The sequence below is a fragment of the Microbacterium keratanolyticum genome, from assembly GCF_016907255.1.
GTDB lineage: Bacteria > Actinomycetota > Actinomycetes > Actinomycetales > Microbacteriaceae > Microbacterium > Microbacterium keratanolyticum.
In genome coordinates this window covers 2,912,226-2,934,591 of sequence record NZ_JAFBBQ010000001.1, presented here as the reverse complement: position 1 = coordinate 2,934,591, position 22,366 = coordinate 2,912,226, and the positions used below count along the sequence as shown (strand labels likewise).

20 protein-coding genes and 1 tRNA gene are annotated in these 22,366 nt (G+C 66.7%); 9 read left to right on the top strand and 12 right to left on the bottom strand.

Features of this window, described 5'->3' with window-relative positions:
* Positions 1–77: 77 nt before the first annotated feature.
* Genes JOD62_RS14125 through sufB form a run of 5 tightly spaced genes read right to left on the bottom strand, consistent with a single transcriptional unit; the run spans position 78 to position 4,135 of the window.
* A complete protein-coding gene (locus JOD62_RS14125; RefSeq protein WP_204939873.1) occupies positions 78–407 on the bottom strand; it encodes a metal-sulfur cluster assembly factor in 330 nt (109 codons plus the stop codon).
* 9 nt (positions 408–416) lie between these two features.
* On the bottom strand, positions 417–1,187 hold the full coding sequence (gene sufC, locus JOD62_RS14120) for a Fe-S cluster assembly ATPase SufC (RefSeq protein ID WP_204939872.1): 771 nt from the start codon (positions 1,185–1,187) through the stop codon (positions 417–419).
* Positions 1,188–1,514 (bottom strand): non-heme iron oxygenase ferredoxin subunit, encoded by a 327-nt coding sequence (locus JOD62_RS14115; protein ID WP_204939871.1) that lies wholly within the window; start codon positions 1,512–1,514, stop codon positions 1,188–1,190.
* Complete coding sequence (sufD, locus tag JOD62_RS14110; RefSeq protein WP_204939870.1) at positions 1,511–2,716, bottom strand: Fe-S cluster assembly protein SufD; 1,206 nt, start codon at positions 2,714–2,716, stop codon at positions 1,511–1,513. Before sufD ends, JOD62_RS14115 begins: the two co-directional genes overlap by 4 nt.
* On the bottom strand, positions 2,717–4,135 hold the full coding sequence (gene sufB, locus JOD62_RS14105; protein WP_204939869.1) for a Fe-S cluster assembly protein SufB: 1,419 nt from the start codon (positions 4,133–4,135) through the stop codon (positions 2,717–2,719).
* A gap of 232 nt (positions 4,136–4,367) precedes the next feature.
* On the opposite strand from sufB, the gene JOD62_RS14100 reads away from it, so the two are divergent.
* Positions 4,368–5,303: a COX15/CtaA family protein gene (locus JOD62_RS14100; RefSeq protein WP_204939868.1), complete on the top strand. Its 936-nt coding sequence runs from the start codon at positions 4,368–4,370 to the stop codon at positions 5,301–5,303.
* 91 nt (positions 5,304–5,394) lie between these two features.
* On the opposite strand, the gene JOD62_RS14095 is transcribed toward JOD62_RS14100, so the two are convergent.
* Positions 5,395–6,315 (bottom strand): heme o synthase, encoded by a 921-nt coding sequence (locus JOD62_RS14095; RefSeq protein ID WP_204940231.1) that lies wholly within the window; start codon positions 6,313–6,315, stop codon positions 5,395–5,397.
* 222 nt (positions 6,316–6,537) lie between these two features.
* Here JOD62_RS14095 and tkt point away from each other — a divergent pair, with 222 nt between their 5' ends.
* Genes tkt through pgl form a run of 6 tightly spaced genes read left to right on the top strand, consistent with a single transcriptional unit; the run spans position 6,538 to position 14,623 of the window.
* On the top strand, positions 6,538–8,634 hold the full coding sequence (gene tkt / locus JOD62_RS14090) for a transketolase (RefSeq protein WP_204939867.1): 2,097 nt from the start codon (positions 6,538–6,540) through the stop codon (positions 8,632–8,634).
* Positions 8,631–9,743, top strand: coding sequence for a transaldolase (gene tal / locus JOD62_RS14085; RefSeq protein WP_204939866.1), 1,113 nt, complete (start codon positions 8,631–8,633; stop codon positions 9,741–9,743). Before tkt ends, tal begins: the two co-directional genes overlap by 4 nt.
* Entirely contained in the window at positions 9,740–11,344 is a 1,605-nt protein-coding gene (locus JOD62_RS14080) for a glucose-6-phosphate isomerase (RefSeq protein ID WP_204939865.1), read from the top strand. Before tal ends, JOD62_RS14080 begins: the two co-directional genes overlap by 4 nt.
* A 15-nt stretch (positions 11,345–11,359) precedes the next feature.
* On the top strand, positions 11,360–12,907 hold the full coding sequence (gene zwf / locus JOD62_RS14075) for a glucose-6-phosphate dehydrogenase (protein ID WP_204939864.1): 1,548 nt from the start codon (positions 11,360–11,362) through the stop codon (positions 12,905–12,907).
* Positions 12,904–13,839 (top strand): glucose-6-phosphate dehydrogenase assembly protein OpcA, encoded by a 936-nt coding sequence (locus JOD62_RS14070; RefSeq protein WP_204939863.1) that lies wholly within the window; start codon positions 12,904–12,906, stop codon positions 13,837–13,839. The genes zwf and JOD62_RS14070 overlap by 4 nt, the downstream gene beginning before the upstream one ends.
* 4 nt (positions 13,840–13,843) lie before the next feature.
* Entirely contained in the window at positions 13,844–14,623 is a 780-nt protein-coding gene (pgl, locus tag JOD62_RS14065; protein WP_204939862.1) for a 6-phosphogluconolactonase, read from the top strand.
* A 30-nt stretch (positions 14,624–14,653) separates the two neighbouring features.
* Here pgl and JOD62_RS14060 read toward each other — a convergent pair whose 3' ends face one another.
* Positions 14,654–15,643 (bottom strand): DMT family transporter, encoded by a 990-nt coding sequence (locus JOD62_RS14060; RefSeq protein WP_204940230.1) that lies wholly within the window; start codon positions 15,641–15,643, stop codon positions 14,654–14,656.
* A 67-nt stretch (positions 15,644–15,710) separates the two neighbouring features.
* Between JOD62_RS14060 and def the strand changes: the two genes are divergently transcribed.
* Together def and JOD62_RS14050 are read left to right on the top strand one after the other, a co-directional pair.
* The gene (def, locus tag JOD62_RS14055; protein WP_204939861.1) at positions 15,711–16,277 is read left to right on the top strand and encodes a peptide deformylase; all 567 of its coding nucleotides are present in this window, start codon (positions 15,711–15,713) and stop codon (positions 16,275–16,277) included.
* A 112-nt stretch (positions 16,278–16,389) separates the two neighbouring features.
* Positions 16,390–16,905: a septum formation family protein gene (locus JOD62_RS14050; protein ID WP_204939860.1), complete on the top strand. Its 516-nt coding sequence runs from the start codon at positions 16,390–16,392 to the stop codon at positions 16,903–16,905.
* A 146-nt stretch (positions 16,906–17,051) separates the two neighbouring features.
* Here JOD62_RS14050 and JOD62_RS14045 read toward each other — a convergent pair.
* The 5 genes from JOD62_RS14045 to dusB form a co-directional block, all read right to left on the bottom strand.
* Positions 17,052–17,127, bottom strand: a tRNA-Asn gene (locus tag JOD62_RS14045).
* Positions 17,128–17,239: 112 nt separating this feature from the next.
* Positions 17,240–18,010, bottom strand: coding sequence for an ATP-binding cassette domain-containing protein (locus JOD62_RS14040; RefSeq protein WP_204939859.1), 771 nt, complete (start codon positions 18,008–18,010; stop codon positions 17,240–17,242).
* 32 nt (positions 18,011–18,042) lie between these two features.
* Positions 18,043–19,899, bottom strand: coding sequence for a DNA primase (gene dnaG, locus JOD62_RS14035; protein ID WP_204939858.1), 1,857 nt, complete (start codon positions 19,897–19,899; stop codon positions 18,043–18,045).
* Positions 19,899–21,206 (bottom strand): deoxyguanosinetriphosphate triphosphohydrolase, encoded by a 1,308-nt coding sequence (locus tag JOD62_RS14030; RefSeq protein ID WP_204939857.1) that lies wholly within the window; start codon positions 21,204–21,206, stop codon positions 19,899–19,901. The genes dnaG and JOD62_RS14030 overlap by 1 nt, the downstream gene beginning before the upstream one ends.
* Positions 21,196–22,362, bottom strand: coding sequence for a tRNA dihydrouridine synthase DusB (gene dusB / locus JOD62_RS14025; protein ID WP_204939856.1), 1,167 nt, complete (start codon positions 22,360–22,362; stop codon positions 21,196–21,198). Before dusB ends, JOD62_RS14030 begins: the two co-directional genes overlap by 11 nt.
* Positions 22,363–22,366 lie beyond the last annotated feature (4 nt).

The window sequence follows — 22,366 nt, the reverse complement described above, 5'->3', positions numbered from 1 at the left end:
CCCCCGGGCACGACAGAGCGCCTGCGTGCATTCCGGATTCTCTCCGAAACCGCACACAGGCGCTCTGTGCAAAACGATCAGATCGCGAAGCCGAGGGCGCGCATCATGTCGCGGCCGTCGTCGGTGATCCGCTCCGGACCCCACGGTGGCATCCACACCCAGTTGATGCGGAAACGATCGACCACGTTGTCCAGTGCCTGCGCCGTCTGCTCTTCGAGAACATCGGTCAGCGGGCATCCGGCGCTCGTCAGCGTCATGTGGATCACGAGCGCGTCGTTCTCCTCATCCCACGAGAGGTCGTAGATGAGGCCGAGGTCGACGACGTTGATCCCGAGCTCGGGATCCATCACATCCTTGAGCGCCTCGGTGACCTCGTCGTACTTCTGACCATCGAGAGTCACTGTCATGCGATCAGCCTACGCCTCGATCGGGGCGGCGGGGTCGAGGAAACGGTCGTAGCCTTCGTCCTCGAGGCGGTCAGCGAGCTCAGGGCCGCCCTCTTCCACGATCTTGCCGTTGACGACGACGTGCACGAAGTCGGGGCGGATGTAGCGGAGAATGCGGGTGTAGTGCGTGATGAGCAAGACACCGAGGTTGGTCTGTTCCTTCGCACGGTTCACGCCCTCGGACACGATCTTCAGCGCGTCGACGTCAAGACCGGAGTCGGTCTCATCGAGGATCGCGAGCTTCGGCTTGAGCACCTCGAGCTGCAGGATCTCGTGACGCTTCTTCTCGCCACCGGAGAAGCCCTCGTTGACGTTGCGCTGCGCGAACTTCGGGTCCATGCGCAGGTCTGCCATGGCCGTCTTCACGTCCTTGGTCCACTGACGGATCGCCGGCGCTTCGCCGTCGATGGCCGTCTTCGCGGTGCGGAGGAAGTTCGTGACCGTGACGCCCGGGATCTCGACCGGGTACTGCATGGCCAGGAACAGACCGGCGCGGGCGCGCTCGTCGACCGACATCTCGAGGACGTCGGCACCGTCGAAGGTGATCGAGCCGCTCGTGACGGTGTACTTGGGGTGGCCGGCGATCGTGTACGCGAGCGTCGACTTTCCGGACCCGTTGGGGCCCATGATCGCGTGGGTCTCACCCGTGTTGATGGTGAGGGTGATGCCGTTGAGGATCGGCGTCGTGCCGACTTCCGTCTCGACCGTTACGTGCAGGTCGCGAATCTCGAGGACAGACATTCAGACTTCCTTTGTCACAGTGGGATCAATGAGCACGTCATCGCCGTCGATCTCGACGACATAGACCGGGACGGGCTCGTAAGCAGGGAGGTTGAGAGGCTTGCCGGTGCGCAGCGAGAACGCCGAGCCGTGGGCCCAGCACTCCAGCGTTTCACCTTCCACAAAGCCCTCAGAGAGGGAGATGTCGCCATGGGTGCAGACATCGCCGATGGCGTGGACTTCGCCGGCGGAGTCGAGGACGACGGCCATCGGGACGCCGTCGAGGACGACCCGCACCGCGGTGTCCTGCTCCAGCTCACTCAGTGCGCAGGCGCGCTGTGCGGTCATGCATTCACCTCGGCGAGTTCCTTCTCGATCTCTTCCAGCAGCTCGTCCTCCAGGGTCGGAACGCCGATGCGCTGGACGATGTCGCTGAGGAATCCGAGCACGACCAGACGGCGTGCCTCCTCCTCCGTGATACCGCGAGCCTGCAGATAGAACAGCTGCTCGTCGTCGAAGCGACCCGTCGCACTGGCGTGACCTGCGCCGACGATGTCACCGGTCTGAATCTCCAGGTTCGGGATCGAGTCGGCGCGTGCGCCCTCCGTCAGCACCAGGTTGCGGTTGGCCTCGTAGGAGTCGGTGCCCGTGGCATCCGGTCCGATCAGGACGTCACCGATCCACACGCTGTGCGCGCTCGCGCCCTGCAGCGCGCCCTTGTAGAGGACGTCACCGGTCGTGTGCGGACCCTTGTGGTGGAGGTAGACCTGACTCTCGAGGTGCTGTCCCGCATCTGCGTAGGAAAGACCGAAGATGCGCCCTTCGGAACCTGCGCCCGAGAGTTCGATGTTCGGGTTCACGCGCACCAGGCCGCCACCGAAGCTGACGATGGTGTGGGTGAGGGTCGCGTTCGCATCAACTCGCGCCTGGTGAGCTGCGACGTGAATCGCGTCCGCATCCCACTGCTGCACCGAGACGACCTTGAGGTGAGCACCGTCGCGGACGATGATCTCCACGTTCTGCGCATACTGCGCAGAACCCGAGTGCCGCAGCACAACGGTAGCCGAGCTGTGCGGCAGGGCTTCGATCACGATGTGCGCATCGGCACGAAGCTCTGCGCCCTGACCGAGGAAGGCGATCTCGATGGGCTCTGCCACCTCGACCTCTCGGTCGATGCGGACATGCATCGCCTCTGCCGCGCCGTTCCATGCGACGGCAGCCGTCACGTCCTCCGGACGGAAGAACTCTCCGCGGGGTGCCGCGCCCACGGCGAGGGGCGTCGCGACGTGCGAGGCGCCGGAGCGGATCTCCGTGACGACGCCCGCGGCGCCCGTCGCGGTCTCGAAGAGACCGGTGAGCGCGGCGACCGGGGTGTGCTTCCAGTTGACCTCACGGCCCGTCGGTACACCGAAGTCATCGATCTCGAAGGATGAAGGACGCTCGGAGCGGGTCTGCACCGGAACGAATCCGGCGTCGGCGACCTGAGCTGCGGGGTCCACGTGCGCGTGCGTGTTCGGCGCCTGCGAAGGCGCTGTCGTCGAGGCCGCCATTTAGCCGACCGATCCTTCCATGCCCATTTCGATGAGCTTGTTGAGTTCCATCGCGTACTCCATCGGCAGCTCGCGGGCGATCGGCTCGATGAAGCCGCGAACGATCATCGCCATGGCCTCGTCTTCGGGCATGCCGCGCGACTGCAGGTAGAAGAGCTGCTCTTCACTGACCTTCGACACCGTCGCCTCGTGCCCGAGCTGCACATCGTCGACACGGATGTCGATCGCAGGATATGTGTCGGAGCGGGACTTCGTGTCGACCAGCAGAGCGTCGCAGCGCACGGTGTTGGCCGAGTGGTGCGCGTTCGCATCCACCCGGACCTCGCCGCGATAGCCCGCGCGACCGCCACCGCGCGCAATCGACTTGGAGATGATCGACGACTGGGTGTACGGAGCCTGGTGGATCATCTTCGCACCGGCGTCCTGGTGCTGGCCGGGACCTGCAAAGGCGACGGAGAGTGTCTCACCCTTGGCGTGCTCGCCGACCAGGTAGATCGACGGGTACTTCATGGTGACCTTGGAGCCGATGTTGCCGTCGACCCACTCCATCGTCGCGCCTTCGTGCGCCACGGCACGCTTGGTGACGAGGTTGTAGACGTTGTTCGACCAGTTCTGGATGGTCGTGTAGCGAACGCGCGCGTTCTTCTTCACGATGATCTCGACGACGGCCGAGTGCAGCGAGTCGCTCTTGTAGATCGGCGCCGTGCACCCCTCGATGTAGTGCACGTAGCTGCCTTCATCGGCGATGATCAGCGTGCGCTCGAACTGACCCATGTTCTCGGTGTTGATCCGGAAGTAGGCCTGCAGCGGGATCTCGACGTGCACACCCTTCGGGACGTACACGAAGGAACCGCCCGACCAGACGGCCGTGTTGAGAGCGGCGAACTTGTTGTCGCCGGCAGGGATCACGGTGCCGAAGTACTCTTCGAAGAACTCGGGGTGCTCGCGCAGTGCCGTGTCGGTGTCCATGAAGATGACGCCCTGCGCCTCGAGGTCTTCGCGGATCTGGTGGTAGACGACCTCGGACTCGTACTGCGCGGCGACGCCGGCGACCAGGCGCTGACGCTCGGCCTCGGGGATGCCGAGGCGCTCATAGGTCTCACGGATGTCTTCCGGAAGGTCTTCCCACGACTGCGCCTGCTTCTCGGTCGAGCGCACGAAGTACTTGATGTTGTCGAAGTCGATGCCGGAGAGATCTGCCCCCCAGGTCGGCATCGGCTTGCGCCCGAACAGCTGATACCCCTTGAGGCGGGTCTTCAGCATCCACTCGGGTTCGCTCTTCAGCGCGGAGATGTCGCGGACGACCGCTTCATTGATTCCGCGACGCGCGCTCGCTCCGGCGGCGTCGACGTCGTGCCAGCCGAACTCGTACACCCCCAGACCGTCGAGTTCAGGACGGTCGATCAGCACATCCGACATCACACACTCTCCTTTATGGGCCGCAACGGTGTCATCCGCCCCGACACGCCTGTGCCCCCGTCGAGTCTGCGGAGGTGGCGGCCGATGTGGGCCCTCATCACTGACGCATCCATCGCGCCTAAACTGTAGGTGATGTGCTCTGCGTTCAACGCGCACATCACAACAAGACGATTCTACAGGTTCCCCCGCATCTGGTGCCGTTCTGCACGATGTCGGCGGAACCGGAGGACACATGCCCGAAACAGCCACCCGCCCCCTCGTCGATCCCCCCGCACGCTCGCGCTTCGCACAGTGGTTGCCCACCGCTGTCGATACGCGCATTCGCGTGTTCGCGTGGATCTCCTTCGTCCTCAACGTCGTGATCATCGCGACCGGCGGTGCCGTTCGGCTCACCGGCTCCGGTCTCGGATGCAGCGACTGGCCCGTCTGCGTCCCCGGCTCGCTCGTCCCAACGCCGGAGCTCGGCATCCACGGTGTGATCGAGTTCGCGAACCGCACCATCAGCGGCCCTCTCCTGCTCGCAGCCGTGGGCGTGCTGGTTCTCGTCTGGCGGATGCGCCGCACACGCCGCGACCTCTTCGTCATCGCCGCCGTCATCGTCGCGCTCGTCATCGTGCAGGCGCTCGTGGGCGCCTTCGTCGTCTGGCAGGAGCTCGCCGCCGCGCTGGTCGGCTTCCACTACACGGTCTCCGTCGTGATCGTGTGCATCGCGGCGACATTCCTCGTTCGCATGCGTCAGCCCGGGGGCGAACGCGTCGCGGCGGCTCCGCGTCCGTTCGCGATCCTCACCCACGTCACGGGTCTGGCGCTGGCGGTCACGGTCTTCGTCGGCGTGCTCACGACCGCAGCAGGACCGCACTCCGGTGACGAGGACGTGATCCGCACCGGCTTCGATGCGAGCATCCTGGCGCACGTCCATTCCTGGCCCGGCTACGTGCTCGGCACGCTGGCGCTCATCCTCGCCGTGTCCGCCGTCGCCCAGCGCCTTCCGCAGCGCGGCTGGACGATCGCGCTCCTCGGCATCATCGCCGTCCAGGTCATCGTGGGTGTCATCCAGGCGCGCAACGGACTGCCGGAGATCCTGGTCGGAATCCACATGGTTCTCGCTGCGCTCTCCGCGGCGACCTACACGGCACTCGCGATGAATCTGCGCCGCCCGGTGCGCTGAGCATCCGCCGTACGAAGAAGGGACCCGCTGCCGTGGCAGCGGGTCCCTTCTTCTCTGTCGGCTTCTTCTCTGTCGGCTCGCGCTCCGTGCCTCAGAACGGCATGAGCGGGTCGATCGCGACAGCGATGAACAGCAGCGTCAGGTAGGTGATCGACGCGTGGAAGACGCGCATCGGGGCGATGTCGCGCCCCTTCACCGCATGGTTGTAGAGGCGGTGCGACTCGTAGATGAACCATCCGCCGAAGACGAGAGCCGAGATCGTGTAGACCAACCCCATCTCCGCCACCGGGATCAGCAGCAGCGAGCACACGATCGTCGCCCATGCGTAGAGAATGACCTGCAGACCGACCTGGCGAGCGGAACGCGTCACGCCGAGCATCGGGACGTCGACATCGTCATAGTCGTCCTTGTAGCGCATGGACAGCGGCCAGTAGTGCGGGGGCGTCCACAGGAACACGACGATGAAGAGGATGAACGGCGGCCAGGCGAGCGAGCCGGTCACGGCCGTCCACCCGATGAGCACGGGGAAGCAGCCGGCGATACCGCCCCAGATGATGTTCTGCTCGGTGCGGCGCTTCAGGATCATCGTGTAGATCACGACGTAGAAGAAGATGGCACCGGCAGACAGCGCAGCGGTGAGCAGGTTCGTCGTCAGCAGGAGCCAGACGGTGGAGGCGACGGCGAGCACCCACGAGAAGATGAGCGCAGCGCGATCGGAGATCTCGCCCGTCACGAGCGGACGGTTGCGCGTCCGCTTCATCAGCTTGTCGATGTCTCGATCGAGATACATGTTGAAGGACGCCGCCGAAGAGGCGCTCATGGCGCCGCCGATGACCGTCGCCAGGACGAGCCAGAGGTTGGGCAGACCACCTTCGGCGAGGAACATCACCGGAACGGTCGAAACGAGCAGAAGCTCCAGAACGCGGGGCTTCGTCAGAGCGATGTACGCCTTGATGGTCCGCTTCAGCGAGCGATCTGCCACGACCGGCTGCGAGATCGTTGAGATGCTGATCGCCTCCTTCTGCGCGTGCGCATAAATCAGTGTCCATTCTATTGCACGCCGCCGAGGTGCACGGGCCGTTCGTGATGCGTCGTCAAAGAGCGCCGCGGCACCATGGGACCGCACTATGCTGAAACCACTCGCGCGCCCGGTGCATCTCTTCACGCCTCTCTCCAACGACGGAGAACGCGCCTGGAATCACGGGCGCCCTCAATCGTGTGAAAGGGCATATTCGTGTCAGAACTGCAGTGGGACGAGATCGATGCACGCGCCGTGGACACCGCGCGCGTGCTGGCCGCAGACGCCGTGCAGAAGGTCGGCAACGGCCACCCCGGCACCGCGATGAGCCTGGCTCCCGTCGCCTACCTGCTCTACCAGCACGTGCTCCGTCACGATCCCGCCGACACCGATTGGCTCGGCCGTGACCGCTTCATCCTCTCGGTCGGCCACTCCTCGCTCACGCAGTATGTGCAGCTCTACCTCGGCGGCTTCGGCCTCGAGCTCGACGACATCAAGGCGCTGCGCACCTGGGGCTCGCTGACGCCCGGCCACCCGGAGTACGGCCACACCAAGGGTGTCGAGATCACCACCGGCCCGCTCGGACAGGGACTTGCCTCGGCGGTGGGCTTCGCCTACGCCGCGCGCTACGAGCGCGGTCTGTTCGATCCGGATGCTGCCGCAGGCACGAGCCCGTTCGATCACTTCGTGTACGTCATCGCCGGCGACGGCGACCTGCAGGAGGGCGTGACGAGTGAGGCATCCTCGCTCGCCGGTCACCAGAAGCTCGGCAACCTCATCGCGATCTACGACTCCAACCAGATCTCGATCGAGGGTGACACGGACGTCGCCTTCACGGAAGACGTCGCCGCACGCTACGAGTCCTACGGCTGGCAGGTGCTGCACGTCGACTGGCGGCGCACCGGCGAGTACGTCGAAGACATCGCCGAGCTGAACGCGGCGATCGAGGCCGGCAAGGCTGAGACCTCGAAGCCGACGCTCGTCATTCTCAAGACGATCATCGGCTGGCCGGCTCCCAACCAGAAGGGCACCGAGAAGGTGCACGGCAACGCGCTCGGCGCCGACGAGGTCGCCGCGACCAAGGAGGTCCTTGGCTTCGACCCGACGCAGAGCTTCGTGGTCGAGGATGCTGTGATCGAGCGCACCCGCTCGCTCATCGGACGCGCCGCAGAGGCGCGCGCCGCCTGGCAGGCGGACTTCGACGCCTGGGCCGCCGCCAACCCCGAGCGCAAGACGCTGCTCGACCGCCTGGAGGCGCACGCGCTGCCGGAGAACATCGATGCAGCGGTGCCCATCTTCGAGGCCGGCACGGAAATCGCCACCCGCGCAGCCTCGGGCAAGGTCATCAACGCACTCGCCGCAGAGCTGCCTGAGCTGTGGGGCGGTTCCGCTGACCTCGCCGGCTCGAACAACACCACGATCGCCGGTGCGAAGTCCTTCATCCCTGCCGAGTGGTCGACGCACGACTGGAGCGGCAGCCCCTACGGTCGCGTGCTGCACTTCGGCATCCGCGAGCACGCCATGGGATCCATCCTCAACGGCATCGTGCTGCACGGCCCGACCCGCCCCTTCGGCGGCACCTTCCTCATCTTCAGCGACTACATGCGGCCCGCCGTTCGACTGGCTGCCCTGATGAACGTGCCGAGCATCTTCGTCTGGACGCACGACTCGGTTGCACTCGGCGAAGACGGCCCGACCCACCAGCCGATCGAGCAGCTCGCCTCGCTGCGTGCCATCCCGAACCTCGCCGTCGTGCGCCCCGCAGACGCCAACGAGACCTCGGCCGTCTGGCTGGAGATCCTGCGCCGCCACGGTGGGCCGACGGGTCTTGCACTGACCCGACAGAACCTTCCGGTCTTCGCACGCGGTGAGGGCGGGGCTTCCGGTGAGACGTTCGCAGCGGCCTCGCACGCGGCCAAGGGCGCCTACGTCCTTGCCGAAGCTCCGAACGGCACCCCCGACGTCATCCTCATCGCCACCGGCTCAGAGGTTCAGCTGGCCGTCGCCGCCCGTGAGACGCTCGCTGCCGAGGGCATCAACGCCCGTGTCGTGTCGGCTCCCTCGCTGGAGTGGTTCGACGAGCAGTCGGCCGAGTACCGCGAGAGCGTCCTTCCGTCGGCGGTGGCCGCTCGCGTCTCCGTCGAGGCCGGCTCCGTCCTCACGTGGCGCGGCATCGTCGGCGACCGCGGTCGCTCGATCGGCATCGACCACTTCGGCGCCTCCGCCGATTACAAGACCCTGTTCCAGAAGTTCGGCATCACCGCCGAGGCCGTCGTCGAGGCGGCGCGCGAGACCCTCAAGGAGAACGCATGAGCACCCCCACCGCACAGCTGTCCGCAGCCGGCGTCAGCATCTGGCTGGATGACCTTTCGCGCACCCGCATCACGTCCGGCAACCTCGCCGAGCTGATCGAGTCCCGCAACATCGTCGGAGTCACGACGAACCCGACGATCTTCGCGAACGCGATCACGAACCCCGACGACACGTCCTACGACGGACAGGTCGCAGAGCTCGCCGGCCGCGGCGCCTCCGCAGAAGAGGCGATCTTCGAGGCGACGACCCAGGATGTCCGGGATGCTCTCGACATCTTCCGTCCGGTCTGGGAGGCCACCTCGCACGTCGACGGCCGCGTCTCGATCGAGGTCTCCCCCGACCTCGCGCACGACACCGACGGAACCATCGCACAGGCGAAGGAACTGTGGGCGAAGGTCGACCGTCCGAACCTGCTCGTGAAGATCCCCGCCACGAAGGCAGGCCTTCCCGCGATCACCGCGGCGATCGCAGCAGGCATCAGCGTCAACGTCACCCTGATCTTCAGCCTCGAGCGCTACGGCGAGGTCATGGACGCGTACCTGACCGGCCTCGAGCAGGCCAAGGCAGCCGGAATCGACCTGTCCTCGATCCACTCTGTCGCCTCGTTCTTCGTGTCGCGTGTCGACACCGAGACGGACGCGCGTCTCAACGCGATCGGCACCGATGAGGCCCTCGCGCTTCGCAGCAAGGCGGGCCTCGCCAACGCACGTCTCGCCTACGAGCTCTACGAGCAGGTCTTCGCAGGCGACCGCGCAGCAGCTCTGCTCGCGGCCGGTGCCAACGCTCAGCGCCCACTCTGGGCGTCCACCGGCGTCAAGGACCCGGCACTGCCGGACACCCTGTACGTCACCGGCCTCGTCGCCGCGAATGTGGTGAACACGATGCCCGAGAAGACGCTCGAGGCCACATTCGATCACGCCGTCGTCACGGGCGACACGATCACGGGCGGCTACGAAGGCGCCCGCGCCGTGTTCGCCGGGCTCGAGGCCGTCGGCATCGACTTCGTCGACGTCACCCAGGTCTTGGAAGACGAAGGAGTGGCGAAGTTCATCGACTCCTGGCACGATCTGCTCGCTCAGGTCGCAGAAGGGCTGGAGGCACAGCGATGAGCGTAGCGATCCACGCGTCCGGTGCTGCCGCCGAGGCGATCGATGCCGTCGTTCCGCAGCTCGTCGGCGAACTGATCGCCTCGCGCATCACGGCAGCGGATTCCACTCTCTGGGGGCCGGCAGCCGAAGAAGAGGCTTCGAAGCGCCTGGGTTGGGTGGAAGCCGTCTCGATCTCGCGTCCGCTGGTCGCGGAGATCGAAGCGCTGCGTGATGAGCTGCACGCCAAGGGAATCACCCGCGTCGTCCTCGCCGGTATGGGCGGATCCTCGCTTGCCCCCGAGGTGATCGCCCAGACCGCCGGTGTGGATCTCACCATCCTCGACTCGACGGCCCCCGGTCAGGTCCTCGCCGCCATCGATGCGGGTCTCGAAGACACCGTGCTCGTGGTCTCGTCGAAGTCGGGATCCACTGTCGAGACCGACTCGCAGCGTCGCACCTTCGAAGCGGCATTCCGCGACCTCGGCATCGACCCCGTCGAGCGCATCGTCGTCGTCACCGACCCGGGCTCCCCTCTGGACGAGTCCGCGCGTTCGGCCGGCTACCGCGTCTTCAACGCCGACCCCAACGTGGGCGGCCGCTACTCGGCGTTGACCGCCTTCGGTCTCGTGCCGTCGGGCCTCGCCGGTGTCGACATCACCGAGCTCCTCGACGAGGCTGAGGCGACGCTTCTCCAGGTCGCCGTCGACTCGGCAGAGAACCCCGCTCTGCGCCTTGCCGCCGCGATCGCGGGCGCGCAGCCTCGCAAGGACAAGGTCGGCCTCATCACCGACGGCACCCACATCGTGGGCCTGCCGGACTGGATCGAGCAGCTGATTGCAGAGTCCACGGGCAAGGAGGGCACGGGTGTCCTTCCCGTCGTGCTCCTGCCGGTCTCCCCCGAGGTCGAGTCCACCCCCGCGGATCTGCAGCTCGTACGCCTCGTCGATGACGCCGCCGAGTTCCACCTGCGTGAGCGTCACCCCGGTGAGATCCTGGTCAGCGGAACGCTCGGCGCACAGTTCATGGTGTGGGAGTACGCGACCGTCATCATCGGGTACCTGCTCGGCATCAACCCGTTCGATCAGCCCGATGTCGAGTCCGCGAAGGTCGCCGCCCGTGGCCTGCTGGACGCACGTCCCGAGCCCGCGGCGCCTGCGTTCGTGCTCGACGGTGTCGAGGTTCGCGTCTCCGATCCGTCGCTCGCCGCATCCGGAACCATCGCCGGGGTGCTCGACGCGCTCTGGGCGCAGCTCGCTGATGACGGCTACGTGTCGATTCAGGCCTACGTCAACCGCCTGGAACTCACGCAGCTGCAGGGACTGCGCGAGATGGTGGCGGCCGACTCGGGCCGACCGACTACGTTCGGCTGGGGCCCGCGCTTCCTGCACTCCACCGGTCAGTACCACAAGGGGGGTCCCGCGCAGGGTGTCTTCCTCCAGATCCTCGAGGCGACCGACGTCGACCTCGAGATCCCGGAGCGACCGTTCACCTTCGGACAGCTGATTCAGGCACAGGCGGCAGGCGATGCTGCAGTGCTCGCTGCGCAGGGCCGGCCCGTCGTGACTCTCACTCTCACCGAGGCGTCCGATGACGTCCTCGACCTTTTCGAAGCCGCCCAGTAGGAGAATCCCCCTCTGATGACCGTCCCCATCTCGCGCGGGAACAACCCACTGCGCGATCCTGACGACCGCCGACTGCACCGTATCGCCGGGCCGAGCGCCCTTGTGATCTTCGGCGTCACCGGCGACCTGTCGCGCAAGAAGCTGATGCCCGCCGTGTATGACCTCGCCAACCGTGGTCTGCTCCCCCCCGGATTCGCGCTCGTGGGCTTCGCCCGCCGCGACTGGGAGGATCAGGACTTCGCCGAGGTCGTGCTGTCTGCGATCAAGCAGCACGCACGCACGCCCTTCCGCGAGGAGACCTGGCAGCAGCTGCTGCAGGGCATCCGTTTCGTCCAGGGCACGTTCGATGACGCGGATTCGTTCGCGCGCCTGCGCCAGACCGTGGAGCAGCTCGACACCGAGCGCGGCACGATGGGCAACCACGCGTACTACCTGTCGATCCCGCCGAAGGACTTCCCCTTGGTCGCGAAGCAGCTGCGCGAGTCCGGGCTCGTCGACGAGAAGCAGGACGATGATCGCTGGCGCCGCGTCGTCATCGAGAAGCCCTTCGGTCACGACCTCGCTTCGGCGCGCGCGCTGAACGATGCTCTCGAGGGCACGTTCCCTGCCGACTCGATCTTCCGCATCGACCACTACCTCGGCAAGGAGACGGTGCAGAACATCCTCGCGCTCCGCTTCGCGAACGAGCTGTACGAGCCGATCTGGAACCGCAACTACGTCGACCACGTGCAGATCACGATGGCGGAAGACATCGGGGTCGGTGGTCGCGCCGGCTACTACGACGGCATCGGCGCAGCACGCGATGTCATCCAGAACCACCTCCTGCAGCTGCTCGCACTGACCGCGATGGAAGAGCCCATCAGCCTGTCTGCCGAGCACCTGCGTGCCGAGAAGGAGAAGGTGCTCGCGGCTGTTCAGGTTCCCGAGGACCTAGCCCTTGCCAGCGCCCGCGGGCAGTACGCCGGCGGCTGGCAGGGTGGCGAGAAGGTCACCGGCTTCCTGGATGAAGACGGCATGAACCCGGAGTCCACCACGGAGACCTACGCGGCGATCAAGGTCGAGATCGGAACCCGCCGCTGGGCGGGAGTGCCGTTCTACCTGCGCACCGGCAAGCGTCTCGGACGACGTGTGACCGAGATCGCGGTGGTCTTCAACCGCGCCCCGCAGCATCTCTTCGGGCGCGGACAGACCTCCGAGCTCGGACAGAACGCTCTCGTCATCCGCGTGCAGCCTGACGAGGGCGTGACGATCCGCTTCGGCTCGAAGGTTCCGGGCGCGGGCACCAACGTGCGCGACGTGACGATGGACTTCGGCTACGGCCATGCGTTCACCGAGGCGAGCCCCGAGGCCTACGAGCGCCTCATCCTCGATGTGCTCCTGGGTGACCCGCCGCTGTTCCCCCGTCACGAAGAGGTCGAGCTCTCCTGGAAGATCCTCGACCCGTTCGAGGAGTTCTGGACCGCACAGGGCGGACCGATCGAACAGTACGCACCCGGATCGTGGGGACCGGAATCTGCCGATGCCCTGCTGGCCCGCGACGGACGAGTCTGGAGACGCCCGTGATCATTGACCTTCCCGACACCACGGTCAGCCAGGTCGCCAAGCAGCTCGTGAAGACGCGCGAAGAGGGCGGCGCTGTCGCCCTCGGACGCGTGCTCACGCTGATCATCGCCGCCCGCAACGGCGTCGCAGAGTCGGCGATCGACGCGGCGAACGACGCGTCCCGCGAACACCCGATGCGCGTCATCGTGCTCACCACAAGCGACGGCGAGGCGCGTCTGGATGCCCAGATCCGCGTGGGCGGAGATGCCGGCGCGAGCGAGGTCGTCGTCCTGCACGCCTTCGGCGACGCCGCGGCGAACGCAGAGAGCCTCGTCACCGGACTGCTTCTGCCGGATGCTCCGGTCGTGGCATGGTGGCCGGAGGAAGCGCCGGAGAATCCCGCCACCTCTCCCCTGGGCCGCATCGCGCAGCGTCGCATCACCGATGCCGCAACGGCCGAGGACGTCACCTCCCGGCTCGCAGAACTCGGTCGCACACACGCACCCGGTGACACCGATCTCGCGTGGACTCGCCTGACGCACTGGCGTGAGCAGCTTGCCGCTGTCCTTGACCAGCCGCCGTTCGAGACCGTCACCGGTGTGGAGGTGCGCGGATCCGCGGCGTCGCCGTCGACGGCACTGCTCGCAGGCTGGCTTCAGCTCGCTCTCGATGTTCCCGTGCGCTGGTCTCACGAGAAGCCCGAGGTCTGGCAGGAGGGCATCAAGTCGGTGCGTCTGACGCGCGCGAGCGGCGACATTCTGCTGGAGCGGCCTGTTCCGGGAACGGCCGTGCTGACACAGCCCGGCCAGCCCGATCACGAGCTGCACCTCCCGCGGCGCACGCTTCGCGAGTGCCTCGCTGAAGAGCTGCGCCGACTGGATCCGGACGTGCTGTACGGGCGCGTCATCACCGAGGGCTGGAACAACCTGTCCGCGCCGGAGTCGGGAGAGTAGACCGATGGGTCGCGATTCGTCAGAGAAGCGTGTCGTTGTGGTCAGCGATCCCGCCGCGCTCGCGCAGCGGGTCGCCGATCGGTTCCTGGTGCGCGTGCGCGCGCGCACCGCGGACGGCCGACTGGCGCATATTGCGCTCACCGGGGGTTCGATGGGAGCGGCCGTCCTGCGCGCCGTCGCGCAGCATCCGGATGCGGCAGGAATCGACTGGTCGCTCGTGCACTTCTGGTGGGGCGACGAGCGGTTTGTTCCCGCAGCCGATGCAGAGCGCAACGCTCTTCAGGCGCGAACCGCTCTGCTCGACCACATCGACATCCCCGCAGGGAACATTCATGAGGTCGCAGCGAGCGACTCCGGTCTGTCGCTGGATGCTGCTGCTGAGGCCTATGCAGCGGACCTTGCGCGTTTCGGCACCCCCGAGCAGGCCTGGCCGTCATTCGCGGTCTGCTTCCTCGGGGTCGGGCCGGATGCGCACATCGCCTCACTGTTCCCGGACCGTGACGAGATTCTCGTGACAGATGTGGCGGCGGTGCCTGTTCGCAACTCGCCGAAGCCCCCGCCGGAGCGTGTCACGTTAACCCGCCCGGTGATCAACGCGTCCAAGCGGGTCTGGCTCGTCCTGACCGGCGCTGAGAAGGCCTCGGCACTGGGGCTTGCTCTCGCAGGTGCCAACTACACGAGCGTGCCGGTTGCTGGCGCGAAGGGCCGCAAGCGCACGGTGTTCTTCGTGGATGAGGCTGCCGCCTCGAAGGTGGAGCCGGATCTCATCGACGCCGCATACTGAACGACTTTCCGCGCGAACGCCTCCTGATGATCAGGGGGCGTTCGTCGTTGCGGTGCCGTCGCCGTTGCTGCCGCGCGTGATGGGCAGCTCCTGGCTCTCGCTGAGCACCTGAGGGTGGTGCCGGGTGAGACTCACGACGCCCCAGACGGCGACCGCGCCCGTGATTCCGAAGGCGACGAGAACTCCCCAGGGTGCGGAGGACGCCTCACCGAGGACGAGCAGTCCGATCAGCACCGCGATGATGGGGTCGATCACGGTCAGTCCCGCGATCACGAGATCCGGCGGGCCCGATCCGTAGGCAGTCTGCACGAAGTAGGCGCCGACCGCGGCCGCGGCGATGAGCGCGACGACGCAGATCAGGGTGATCCAGTCGAAGTCCTGCGCCTGGATGCGCTTGATGACGACCTTCGCGAGTGTCGCGACGAATCCGTAGAGGATGCCGGCGCCGGTGACGTAGAAGAGTGCCCGCATGCGGTGGCGCAGGATGAGCCAGCAGGCTCCCAGCAGGATGATCACGAGCAGCAGGATCGCGAGGATCGTGAACAGCTGGCGCTCGGTGATGTCGCTCTCTGTCGCATACACGGCAGCGAAGCCGACGAAGACGAAGACACCGCCGACGCAGGCGGCGATCGCGATGACAGAACGTCGAGTCGGCGTATGGCCGGAGATGCGTGCGTTGATCAGGGTGGTCATGACGAGCGCGATCACGCCGAGCGGCTGCACCACGATGAGGGGTGCCACCGACAGCGCCGCGAGCTGACAGACGATCGCCAGGCCCAGCATGAGCGTGCCAAGCAGCCAGGACGGCCGCGTCAGAAGACCGCGCAGCTGTGTCATGGAGAGTCCTGATGCGGCATCCGATCCGCTCAGCCGTTCGACCTTCTCGACACCGCGGTGCTGATACTGTGCGCCCAGCGACATGAACACCGCACCGGCCAACGCCAGCGGGATGCCCATGAGGAGTCCGGGGTTCTGGAAGGCGCCGACAAGTTGATCGCCCACCTCTTCGGCTCCGGCCATTCGCACCCATGTGTCCCAGCTCACCCTCCGACCTTACCGGGCAACCCTCGGCGACTAGGGTTAAGGCGTGGCTGTACTTCCGATTTGCATCTTGGGCGAACCTGTCCTCCATTCTGTCGCCGACCGTGTCGAGACGATCACAGACGAGATCCGCACGCTGGTCGCGGACATGTACGAGACGATGGATGCGGCGCCTGGCGTGGGTCTCGCGGCTCCGCAGGTGGGTGTGGGCCTGCGCATCTTCACCTACTCGTATGTCGATGACGACGAGCGCCCCTGGCGCGGTGAGGTGATCAACCCGGAGCTGTGGATGGTCCCGCTGGAGCCGGGCTCCCCCGATCCTGATCTGGAGTCCGAGGGATGCCTGTCGTTCCCCGGCGAGCGTTTCGCGCTGCGTCGCTCCGACCGGGTCATCGTGACCGGCATCGACCTCGATGGCGCGCCCGTGCGCCTGGAGGTCGACGGGTGGCGCGCACGTATCCTGCAGCATGAGTTCGACCACCTCGACGGCATCATCTACGTCGACCGGCTCGATGACGGCGACTGGAAGACGGTGCAGAAGATCGCCCGCAAGCGCGGCTGGGGGCGCCCTGGCGCGAGCTGGATGCCCGGAGTCGACGACCTCGAGAGCTAAGTTCCGCTGAACGATCGACGGGTGAATTGCGGCGTCCCCCCTCCGCCCGCTACCTTCGGATGGGCGCTGGTGACCAGCGCCCATTCTTTTCACCGAGGGGATATATCACAGCATGAAGGCTCAGTCCTTTTCTCGCGCCGCCGGTCTGACGGTCGCCGCACTCGCACTGGCCATGTCGCTGACGGGCTGCAGCGCACTCACCGATCTTCTGCAGGTCGGAAAGACCGACGCGCAGCGTGACGACTCCGGCAGCGTCACCGAGTCCGCGAACATCGACATCTTCGCCCTCAAGGTGGGTGACTGCATGCCCCAGAGCGAGGGCGGCGTCATCTCCGAGGCCGACGTCGTGCCCTGCGCGGAACCGCACGCCGACGAGGTCTACTGGGAGTTCACGCTCCCCGAGGGCGATTTCCCGACCACGGAAGCCCTCTCCGCAGCCATCGAGGCCGAGTGCCTTCCCGCATTCGAGACTTTCGCTGGCATCGCCTACGACGCATCCGCGCTCGAGGTCTACACGATCGAGCCGACGGCAGAGACCTGGGCACAGGCCGACGACCGCATCGTGCAGTGCGTGGTCTACGACCCCGCCGGCGACGTCACGGGTTCGCTGAAGGGCGCCGCGCGCTAAGCGTTTCCCACCACTGAGAGGGGCATCGTCTTCGGACGGCGCCCCTCTTCGCGTTCCTGTGCACGGCAAGACTGCACGCTGCCCAACAGGGTTACAGCAAGGAAAGGGAAAACCCCTGGAACTCCGTAGAGTTCCAGGGGTTTTGTTGGCTCCCCGGCTTGGACTCGAACCAAGAACCTGCCGGTTAACAGCCGGCTGCTCTGCCAATTGAGCTACCGAGGAATGTTCTCCGCTGCGCGGGCAACTCATTTATCGTAGCAAACTCTGAGAGCCACTTTTGCCACTTTGGCCCCTCCCGCACGTCCATTTCGCGACACGCCCGAGGTTTCTCTCCTCAGGGCGCAGAGAGCGTCTCCGTACCCGGAGTCCAGGTCAAAGAGCCACCGCTTCCTTGGGCGACGACGTGTCCGTCGCGCAGGATGAGCTGATCGGCTCCGAGATGCCGGACGAGGCTGTCGTCACTGGTGACGAGGAGCGCGGCCATGCCGTCGCGACAGCGCCGCACGATCGCCTCGGCAACCACGGGGCGGACGTCGGGATCAAGCCCAGCGAGAGGCTCATCCGCGATGAGCACCTTCGGCTGCAGCATGAACGCGCGCGCGATCGCCACCCGCTGACGCATGCCGGCGCTCAGCTCATACGGGAACTTCGCAGCAGCTCCCAGAGGCAGATGCAGCTCGTCGAGGAGGGTGGCGACGCGAATCGAGAGGGCCCGAGTGTTGACCCTTCGCTCCCGCTGCAGGATCGGCTCAGCAATGATCTCCTGCACGCTGAGCGTCGGAGCAAGCTCGCTGCCCGCGGCCTGCGGGACGTACCCGCTCAGGTAGGTGAGCTCGCGGTGACGTCGCCCAGGGCGCCGAATCGGAATTCCGCAGACGTAGGCGTCGCCCCCGACGATCCGCAGGGACGGATCTGTGACGCCGGCGAGCGTGCTCACCAGCGTCGACTTTCCGGACCCCGTGGCGCCCGAGACGCACAGGACCTCTCCTGCGTCCAGAACGAACGTGACTCCGTCGACGGCACGGGTGGCACCCGAGTGCCCCAGTCGGTCGATCACCAGATCGACGCACTCGATCGCACTTGCAGTCTTCCCCGCTCCGGCCATGCTCCCATCCTGCCTGACTCAGGAGGCGCACGTCAGGATTCGACGAAACGCTGCCGCTCGGCGTCGATGTCGCGCAAGCGCACTCGCAGGGCACGCCCGCCATCGGAATCGGCAGGAACCCGCTGAATGGCGCCGAGCAGTTCATGCTTCTCGCGCTCGAGGTCGCGAACGATGAGGCCTCGTGCGAGATCGGTCGCCGAGTAGGCGGCGCCCTCCTCGTCACGGGCGGGGAACGGGCGCATCAGGAGTTCACCGGCGATGGAGCGGTACGGCTCCCGCACGGCGTCGACGGCCTGCATCGACCAGCCCGCACGCGTATGGTCCGGCACGGCCGCGATCGCCTGCCGCACCGCCTCGAACGCAGGTGTCGTGAACGGCGAGGCCAGTGCGCGTCGTAGCAGCTCGGGTTCGATCCGGTGCCCATACTGCAGGACCCCCATGAGAGCGTCGCGCTCGAGCGCGACCTCCGGAGTGGAGGGCAGCGACCGCAGAGTCACGGGCGGAAGCGCAGCATCCGTTCCGTCCTGCGCGGATGCGGGCGGAGTGGGCTCAGACGATGTCGCACGAGAGCCGGATGCAGCCCCGCGCACAGCGCGGCGCACAGCGGTGGGATCCATGCCGAGTCGGCGCGCGAGGATGCGCTCATACTCGGGAAGCAGGAGCTGGTCGCGGATCTCCGCCACGATGGGCGCCGCTGCCCGGAGGGCGCCGACACGCCCCTCCGCCGTACCGAGGTCGAACGCTGCGAGTCGACGGTCGATCACGAACTCGAACATCGGCACCTTGCGCTCCAGCAGCCCGCGCACGGCCGCATCGCCGCGCTGCAGGCGCAGGTCGCAGGGGTCCAGACCGTCCGGTGCGACGGCGACGAACGTCTGGGCATTGAAGCGGTTGTCCTCCGTGAACGCGCGCAGCGCTGCCTTCTGCCCGGCTTCATCACCGTCGAAGGTGAACACCACCTCGCCAGCCCCAGAGTCGTCGCCCATGACACGACGCAGGACCTTGATGTGATCGGTGCCGAATGCGGTGCCACACGTCGCGATCGCCGTCGTGACGCCGGCCAGATGGCAGGCCATCACGTCGGTGTATCCCTCCACCACGACGACACGACGCGGCTCGCCGCGCGCAATGTCGCGCTTCGCGAGGTCAAGTCCGTACAGGACCTGCGCCTTCTTGTAGATGGGAGTCTCCGGCGTGTTCAGGTACTTCGGTCCCTGATCATCCTCGTAGAGCTTGCGTGCGCCGAATCCGATGGTCTGCCCGGTGACGTCGCGAATCGGCCAGACCAGGCGTCCGCGAAAACGGTCGTACACGCCTCGCTGTCCGGCCGAGACCAACCCCGCGGTGGTGAGCTCCTCGCGAGTGAAACCCAGCGCGCTGAGCGCCTTGAGCATGCCGTCCCAGCCGCGCGGCGCGTAGCCCACGCCGAAGTGCGCGGCAGCACCGGCGTCGAAGCCACGCTCGCCGAGGAAGCGCCGGGCCGTCTCCGCCTCCGGAGACAGGAGCTGCGCGCGGAAGAACTCGGCCGCGGCCGTGTTCGCTGCATAGAGCCGACTGCGTCCGCTCGTCTCGGGCGCCGCACCTCCATCCTCGTACTGCAGGGTGTAGCCGATGCGTCCGGCCAGACGCTCCACGGCCTCTGTGAAGCTCACATGGTCCATCTCACGCAGGAACGAGTAAACGTCTCCGGAGGCACCGCAGCCGAAGCAGTGGTAGTAGCCGACCTGCGGACGAACGTGGAAGCTCGGGCTCTTCTCGTCATGGAACGGGCACAGGCCCTTCAGTGAACCGACACCCGCCGACTTGAGGGCCACGCGGTCGGACACGATGTCGGCGATGTTCGTCCGCGCCTTGACCTCGTCGATGTCGGTCTGGCGGATACGAGCCATCAGCGCACCCCGGCGGGGGCGGTCTGCGCGGGCGACCAGATTCCGATCGTGGCGGCGTCGATCTCGCCGACGAGCCGAGAGTGCCAGGCGAGCGCCACCTGATCGGTCAGGCTCGCGACCTGATCGACGATGACGCGCCGTCGTGCGTCTTCTGTCGCGGCCGCGTGGAAGTCGGCGACGAACACGGGTTCGAGAGCGTCCGGGCCGTTGTCCCAGATCGCCGTCGCGAGTCGCTTGAGCACCCGACGCTGCTCACGGTAGAGCTCCTTGCGTCCATCGATCGTGACGACAGTCGCGCCGATGATCCCCTTGAGAACAGCGATCTCGACCTCGACCACGCGTGGCACCACGACGTGGGCGCGGTAGCGGGTCAGCTGTGTGCCGGGGTACTGCTCCTGCGTCGCGCTGGTCGCGGCACGGGCGAATCGCCCGATGAGATCGGAGGTCAGGTTCTTCAGCTGCGCCAGATCCGTGCGCGTCCCACGGAACGACCGCAGCCAGGTGGGCAGGTTCGTGAGACGGAAGAGCGCCTCTTCGAGCTCTTCGCGCGAGAAGTCAAAGCCGACCCAGCGCTGGATCGCCGTCACGAGCGACTCGTGCTCCGCGGGGTCGGTGAGTCGAGCGGGGTCGAGGTAGCCGTTCGTCACGGCGTCCTCGAAATCGTGCACGGAGTAGCCGATGTCGTCGGAGAGGTCCATGACCTCTGCCTCGATGCAGCGGACGCGGCCGGGGGCGCCGTCACGCATCCAGCGGAAGACATCCTCGTCATCGGGGTACACACCGAACTTCAGCCGCCCGCCGGGATCCGGCAGCGGCTCGTCGATCGTCCACGGATACTTGCAGGTCGCATCCAGGCTGGCGCGTGTGAGATTGAGCCCCACGCTGCGTCCGTCTGCCGCGGACACCTTCGGCTCCAGGCGGACGAGGATGCGCAGGCTCTGCGCATTTCCCTCGAAGCCGCCGAAGTCCTCTGCCCACTCGTTGAGGGCGCGCTCGCCGTTGTGACCGAACGGCGGATGCCCCAGGTCGTGACTCAGGCACGCCGTGTCGACGATATCCGGCGAGATACCGAGCCGGGTCGCGAGCTCGCGGCCGACCTGCGCGACCTCCAGGGAGTGGGTCAGTCGGTTGCGCGCGAAGTCCACGGGATTGGCGGGGCTCAGCACCTGCGTCTTGGCTGCGAGGCGCCGCAGCGCCGCGGAGTGCAGGACGCGGGCACGATCGCGCGCGAAGTCGGGACGCTCGGATCGGTGGTGCTCCGGGATGAATCGTTCGACGTCGGAGGCGTCGTACCCGTCAACCACCATTATTCTCGACTTCCGCGCCGCGCAGCATGTCGGACGCATCTGCGCCGATCTCCCGCGAATCCAGCCATCCGTCCGGCAGCGCCGTGCGCTTCGGGGTTCCCGCACGACCCCGCTGCCCTTCCGCGGCGCTGCCGGGGTAGGGCGCATCGCCGAGCTGGCCGACGAGGTCGTCGATCTCGGCGAGACTCGAGACGCGCGCGAGCTGCGCACGGAGATCGCCGCCGACGGGGTATCCCTTGAAGTACCATGCCGCGTGCTTGCGGATGTCTCGGCAGCCGCGGTCCTCGTCCTCGAAGAACTCGACGAGCAGTTCGGCATGCCGACGGAATGCTGCGCCGACGAAGGCGAGCGTGGCATCGACGAGGGGGCCGTCCTTGGGCGTGGCGGTCGGATCGAACGCAGCGGCGAGCTCACCGAAGAGCCAGGGCCGCCCGAGGCATCCGCGTCCGACGACGACGCCGTCGCATCCGGTCTCGGCCATCATCCGCACCGCGTCGTCGGCCGACCAGATGTCGCCGTTGCCGAGCACCGGGATCGAGGTGATGGCCTCTTTCAGCTCACCGATCGCGTTCCAGTCGGCATGCCCGGAGTAGTACTCCGACGCCGTGCGTGCGTGCAGCGCGATCGCCGCAGCGCCCGCGTCTTCAGCCGCACGACCGGCGTCGAGGAAAGTGAGGTGGTTCTTGTCGATGCCCTTGCGCATCTTCACCGTGAGGGGGATGTCGCCCGCGGCCTTCACCGCCTGCGTGACGATGTCGTTGAACAGCGTGCTCTTCCACGGCAGCGCTGCTCCCCCGCCCTTGCGGGTGACCTTCGGGACCGGGCAGCCGAAGTTGAGGTCGATGTGGTCGGCGTGGTCTTCCGCGACGATGATTCGCACCGCCTCGGCGATCGTCTTCGGATCGACGCCGAACAGCTGGATCGACCGCGGTGTCTCGCTCTCGTGGTGCTGGATCAGGCGCATCGTGACCTCGTTGCGCTCCACGAGCGCCCGCGAGGTGATCATCTCGCTGACGTACAGACCCGCTCCGTACTCACGGCACAGTCGTCGAAACGCGGTGTTGGTGATGCCGGCCATCGGCGCGAGGACGACCGGAACATCGATCTCGAGAGGACCGATGCGCAGCGAGCGGGCGGGAGCAGGGGCAAGTGTCACTCCC

What these genes read in the sequence shown, in the direction of transcription:
- JOD62_RS14125 (WP_204939873.1), bottom strand. Translation starts at nt 407, where the DNA reads ATGACAGTGACTCTCGATGGTCAGAAGTACGACGAGGTCACCGAGGCG.
- sufC (WP_204939872.1), bottom strand. Translation starts at nt 1,187, where the DNA reads ATGTCTGTCCTCGAGATTCGCGACCTGCACGTAACGGTCGAGACGGAA.
- JOD62_RS14115 (WP_204939871.1), bottom strand. Translation starts at nt 1,514, where the DNA reads ATGACCGCACAGCGCGCCTGCGCACTGAGTGAGCTGGAGCAGGACACC.
- sufD (WP_204939870.1), bottom strand. Translation starts at nt 2,716, where the DNA reads ATGGCGGCCTCGACGACAGCGCCTTCGCAGGCGCCGAACACGCACGCG.
- sufB (WP_204939869.1), bottom strand. Translation starts at nt 4,135, where the DNA reads ATGTCGGATGTGCTGATCGACCGTCCTGAACTCGACGGTCTGGGGGTG.
- JOD62_RS14100 (WP_204939868.1), top strand. Translation starts at nt 4,368, where the DNA reads ATGCCCGAAACAGCCACCCGCCCCCTCGTCGATCCCCCCGCACGCTCG.
- tal (WP_204939866.1), top strand. Translation starts at nt 8,631, where the DNA reads ATGAGCACCCCCACCGCACAGCTGTCCGCAGCCGGCGTCAGCATCTGG.
- JOD62_RS14080 (WP_204939865.1), top strand. Translation starts at nt 9,740, where the DNA reads ATGAGCGTAGCGATCCACGCGTCCGGTGCTGCCGCCGAGGCGATCGAT.
- zwf (WP_204939864.1), top strand. Translation starts at nt 11,360, where the DNA reads ATGACCGTCCCCATCTCGCGCGGGAACAACCCACTGCGCGATCCTGAC.
- pgl (WP_204939862.1), top strand. Translation starts at nt 13,844, where the DNA reads ATGGGTCGCGATTCGTCAGAGAAGCGTGTCGTTGTGGTCAGCGATCCC.
- JOD62_RS14060 (WP_204940230.1), bottom strand. Translation starts at nt 15,643, where the DNA reads ATGGCCGGAGCCGAAGAGGTGGGCGATCAACTTGTCGGCGCCTTCCAG.
- JOD62_RS14050 (WP_204939860.1), top strand. Translation starts at nt 16,390, where the DNA reads ATGAAGGCTCAGTCCTTTTCTCGCGCCGCCGGTCTGACGGTCGCCGCA.
- JOD62_RS14040 (WP_204939859.1), bottom strand. Translation starts at nt 18,010, where the DNA reads ATGGCCGGAGCGGGGAAGACTGCAAGTGCGATCGAGTGCGTCGATCTG.
- dnaG (WP_204939858.1), bottom strand. Translation starts at nt 19,899, where the DNA reads ATGGCTCGTATCCGCCAGACCGACATCGACGAGGTCAAGGCGCGGACG.
- JOD62_RS14030 (WP_204939857.1), bottom strand. Translation starts at nt 21,206, where the DNA reads ATGGTGGTTGACGGGTACGACGCCTCCGACGTCGAACGATTCATCCCG.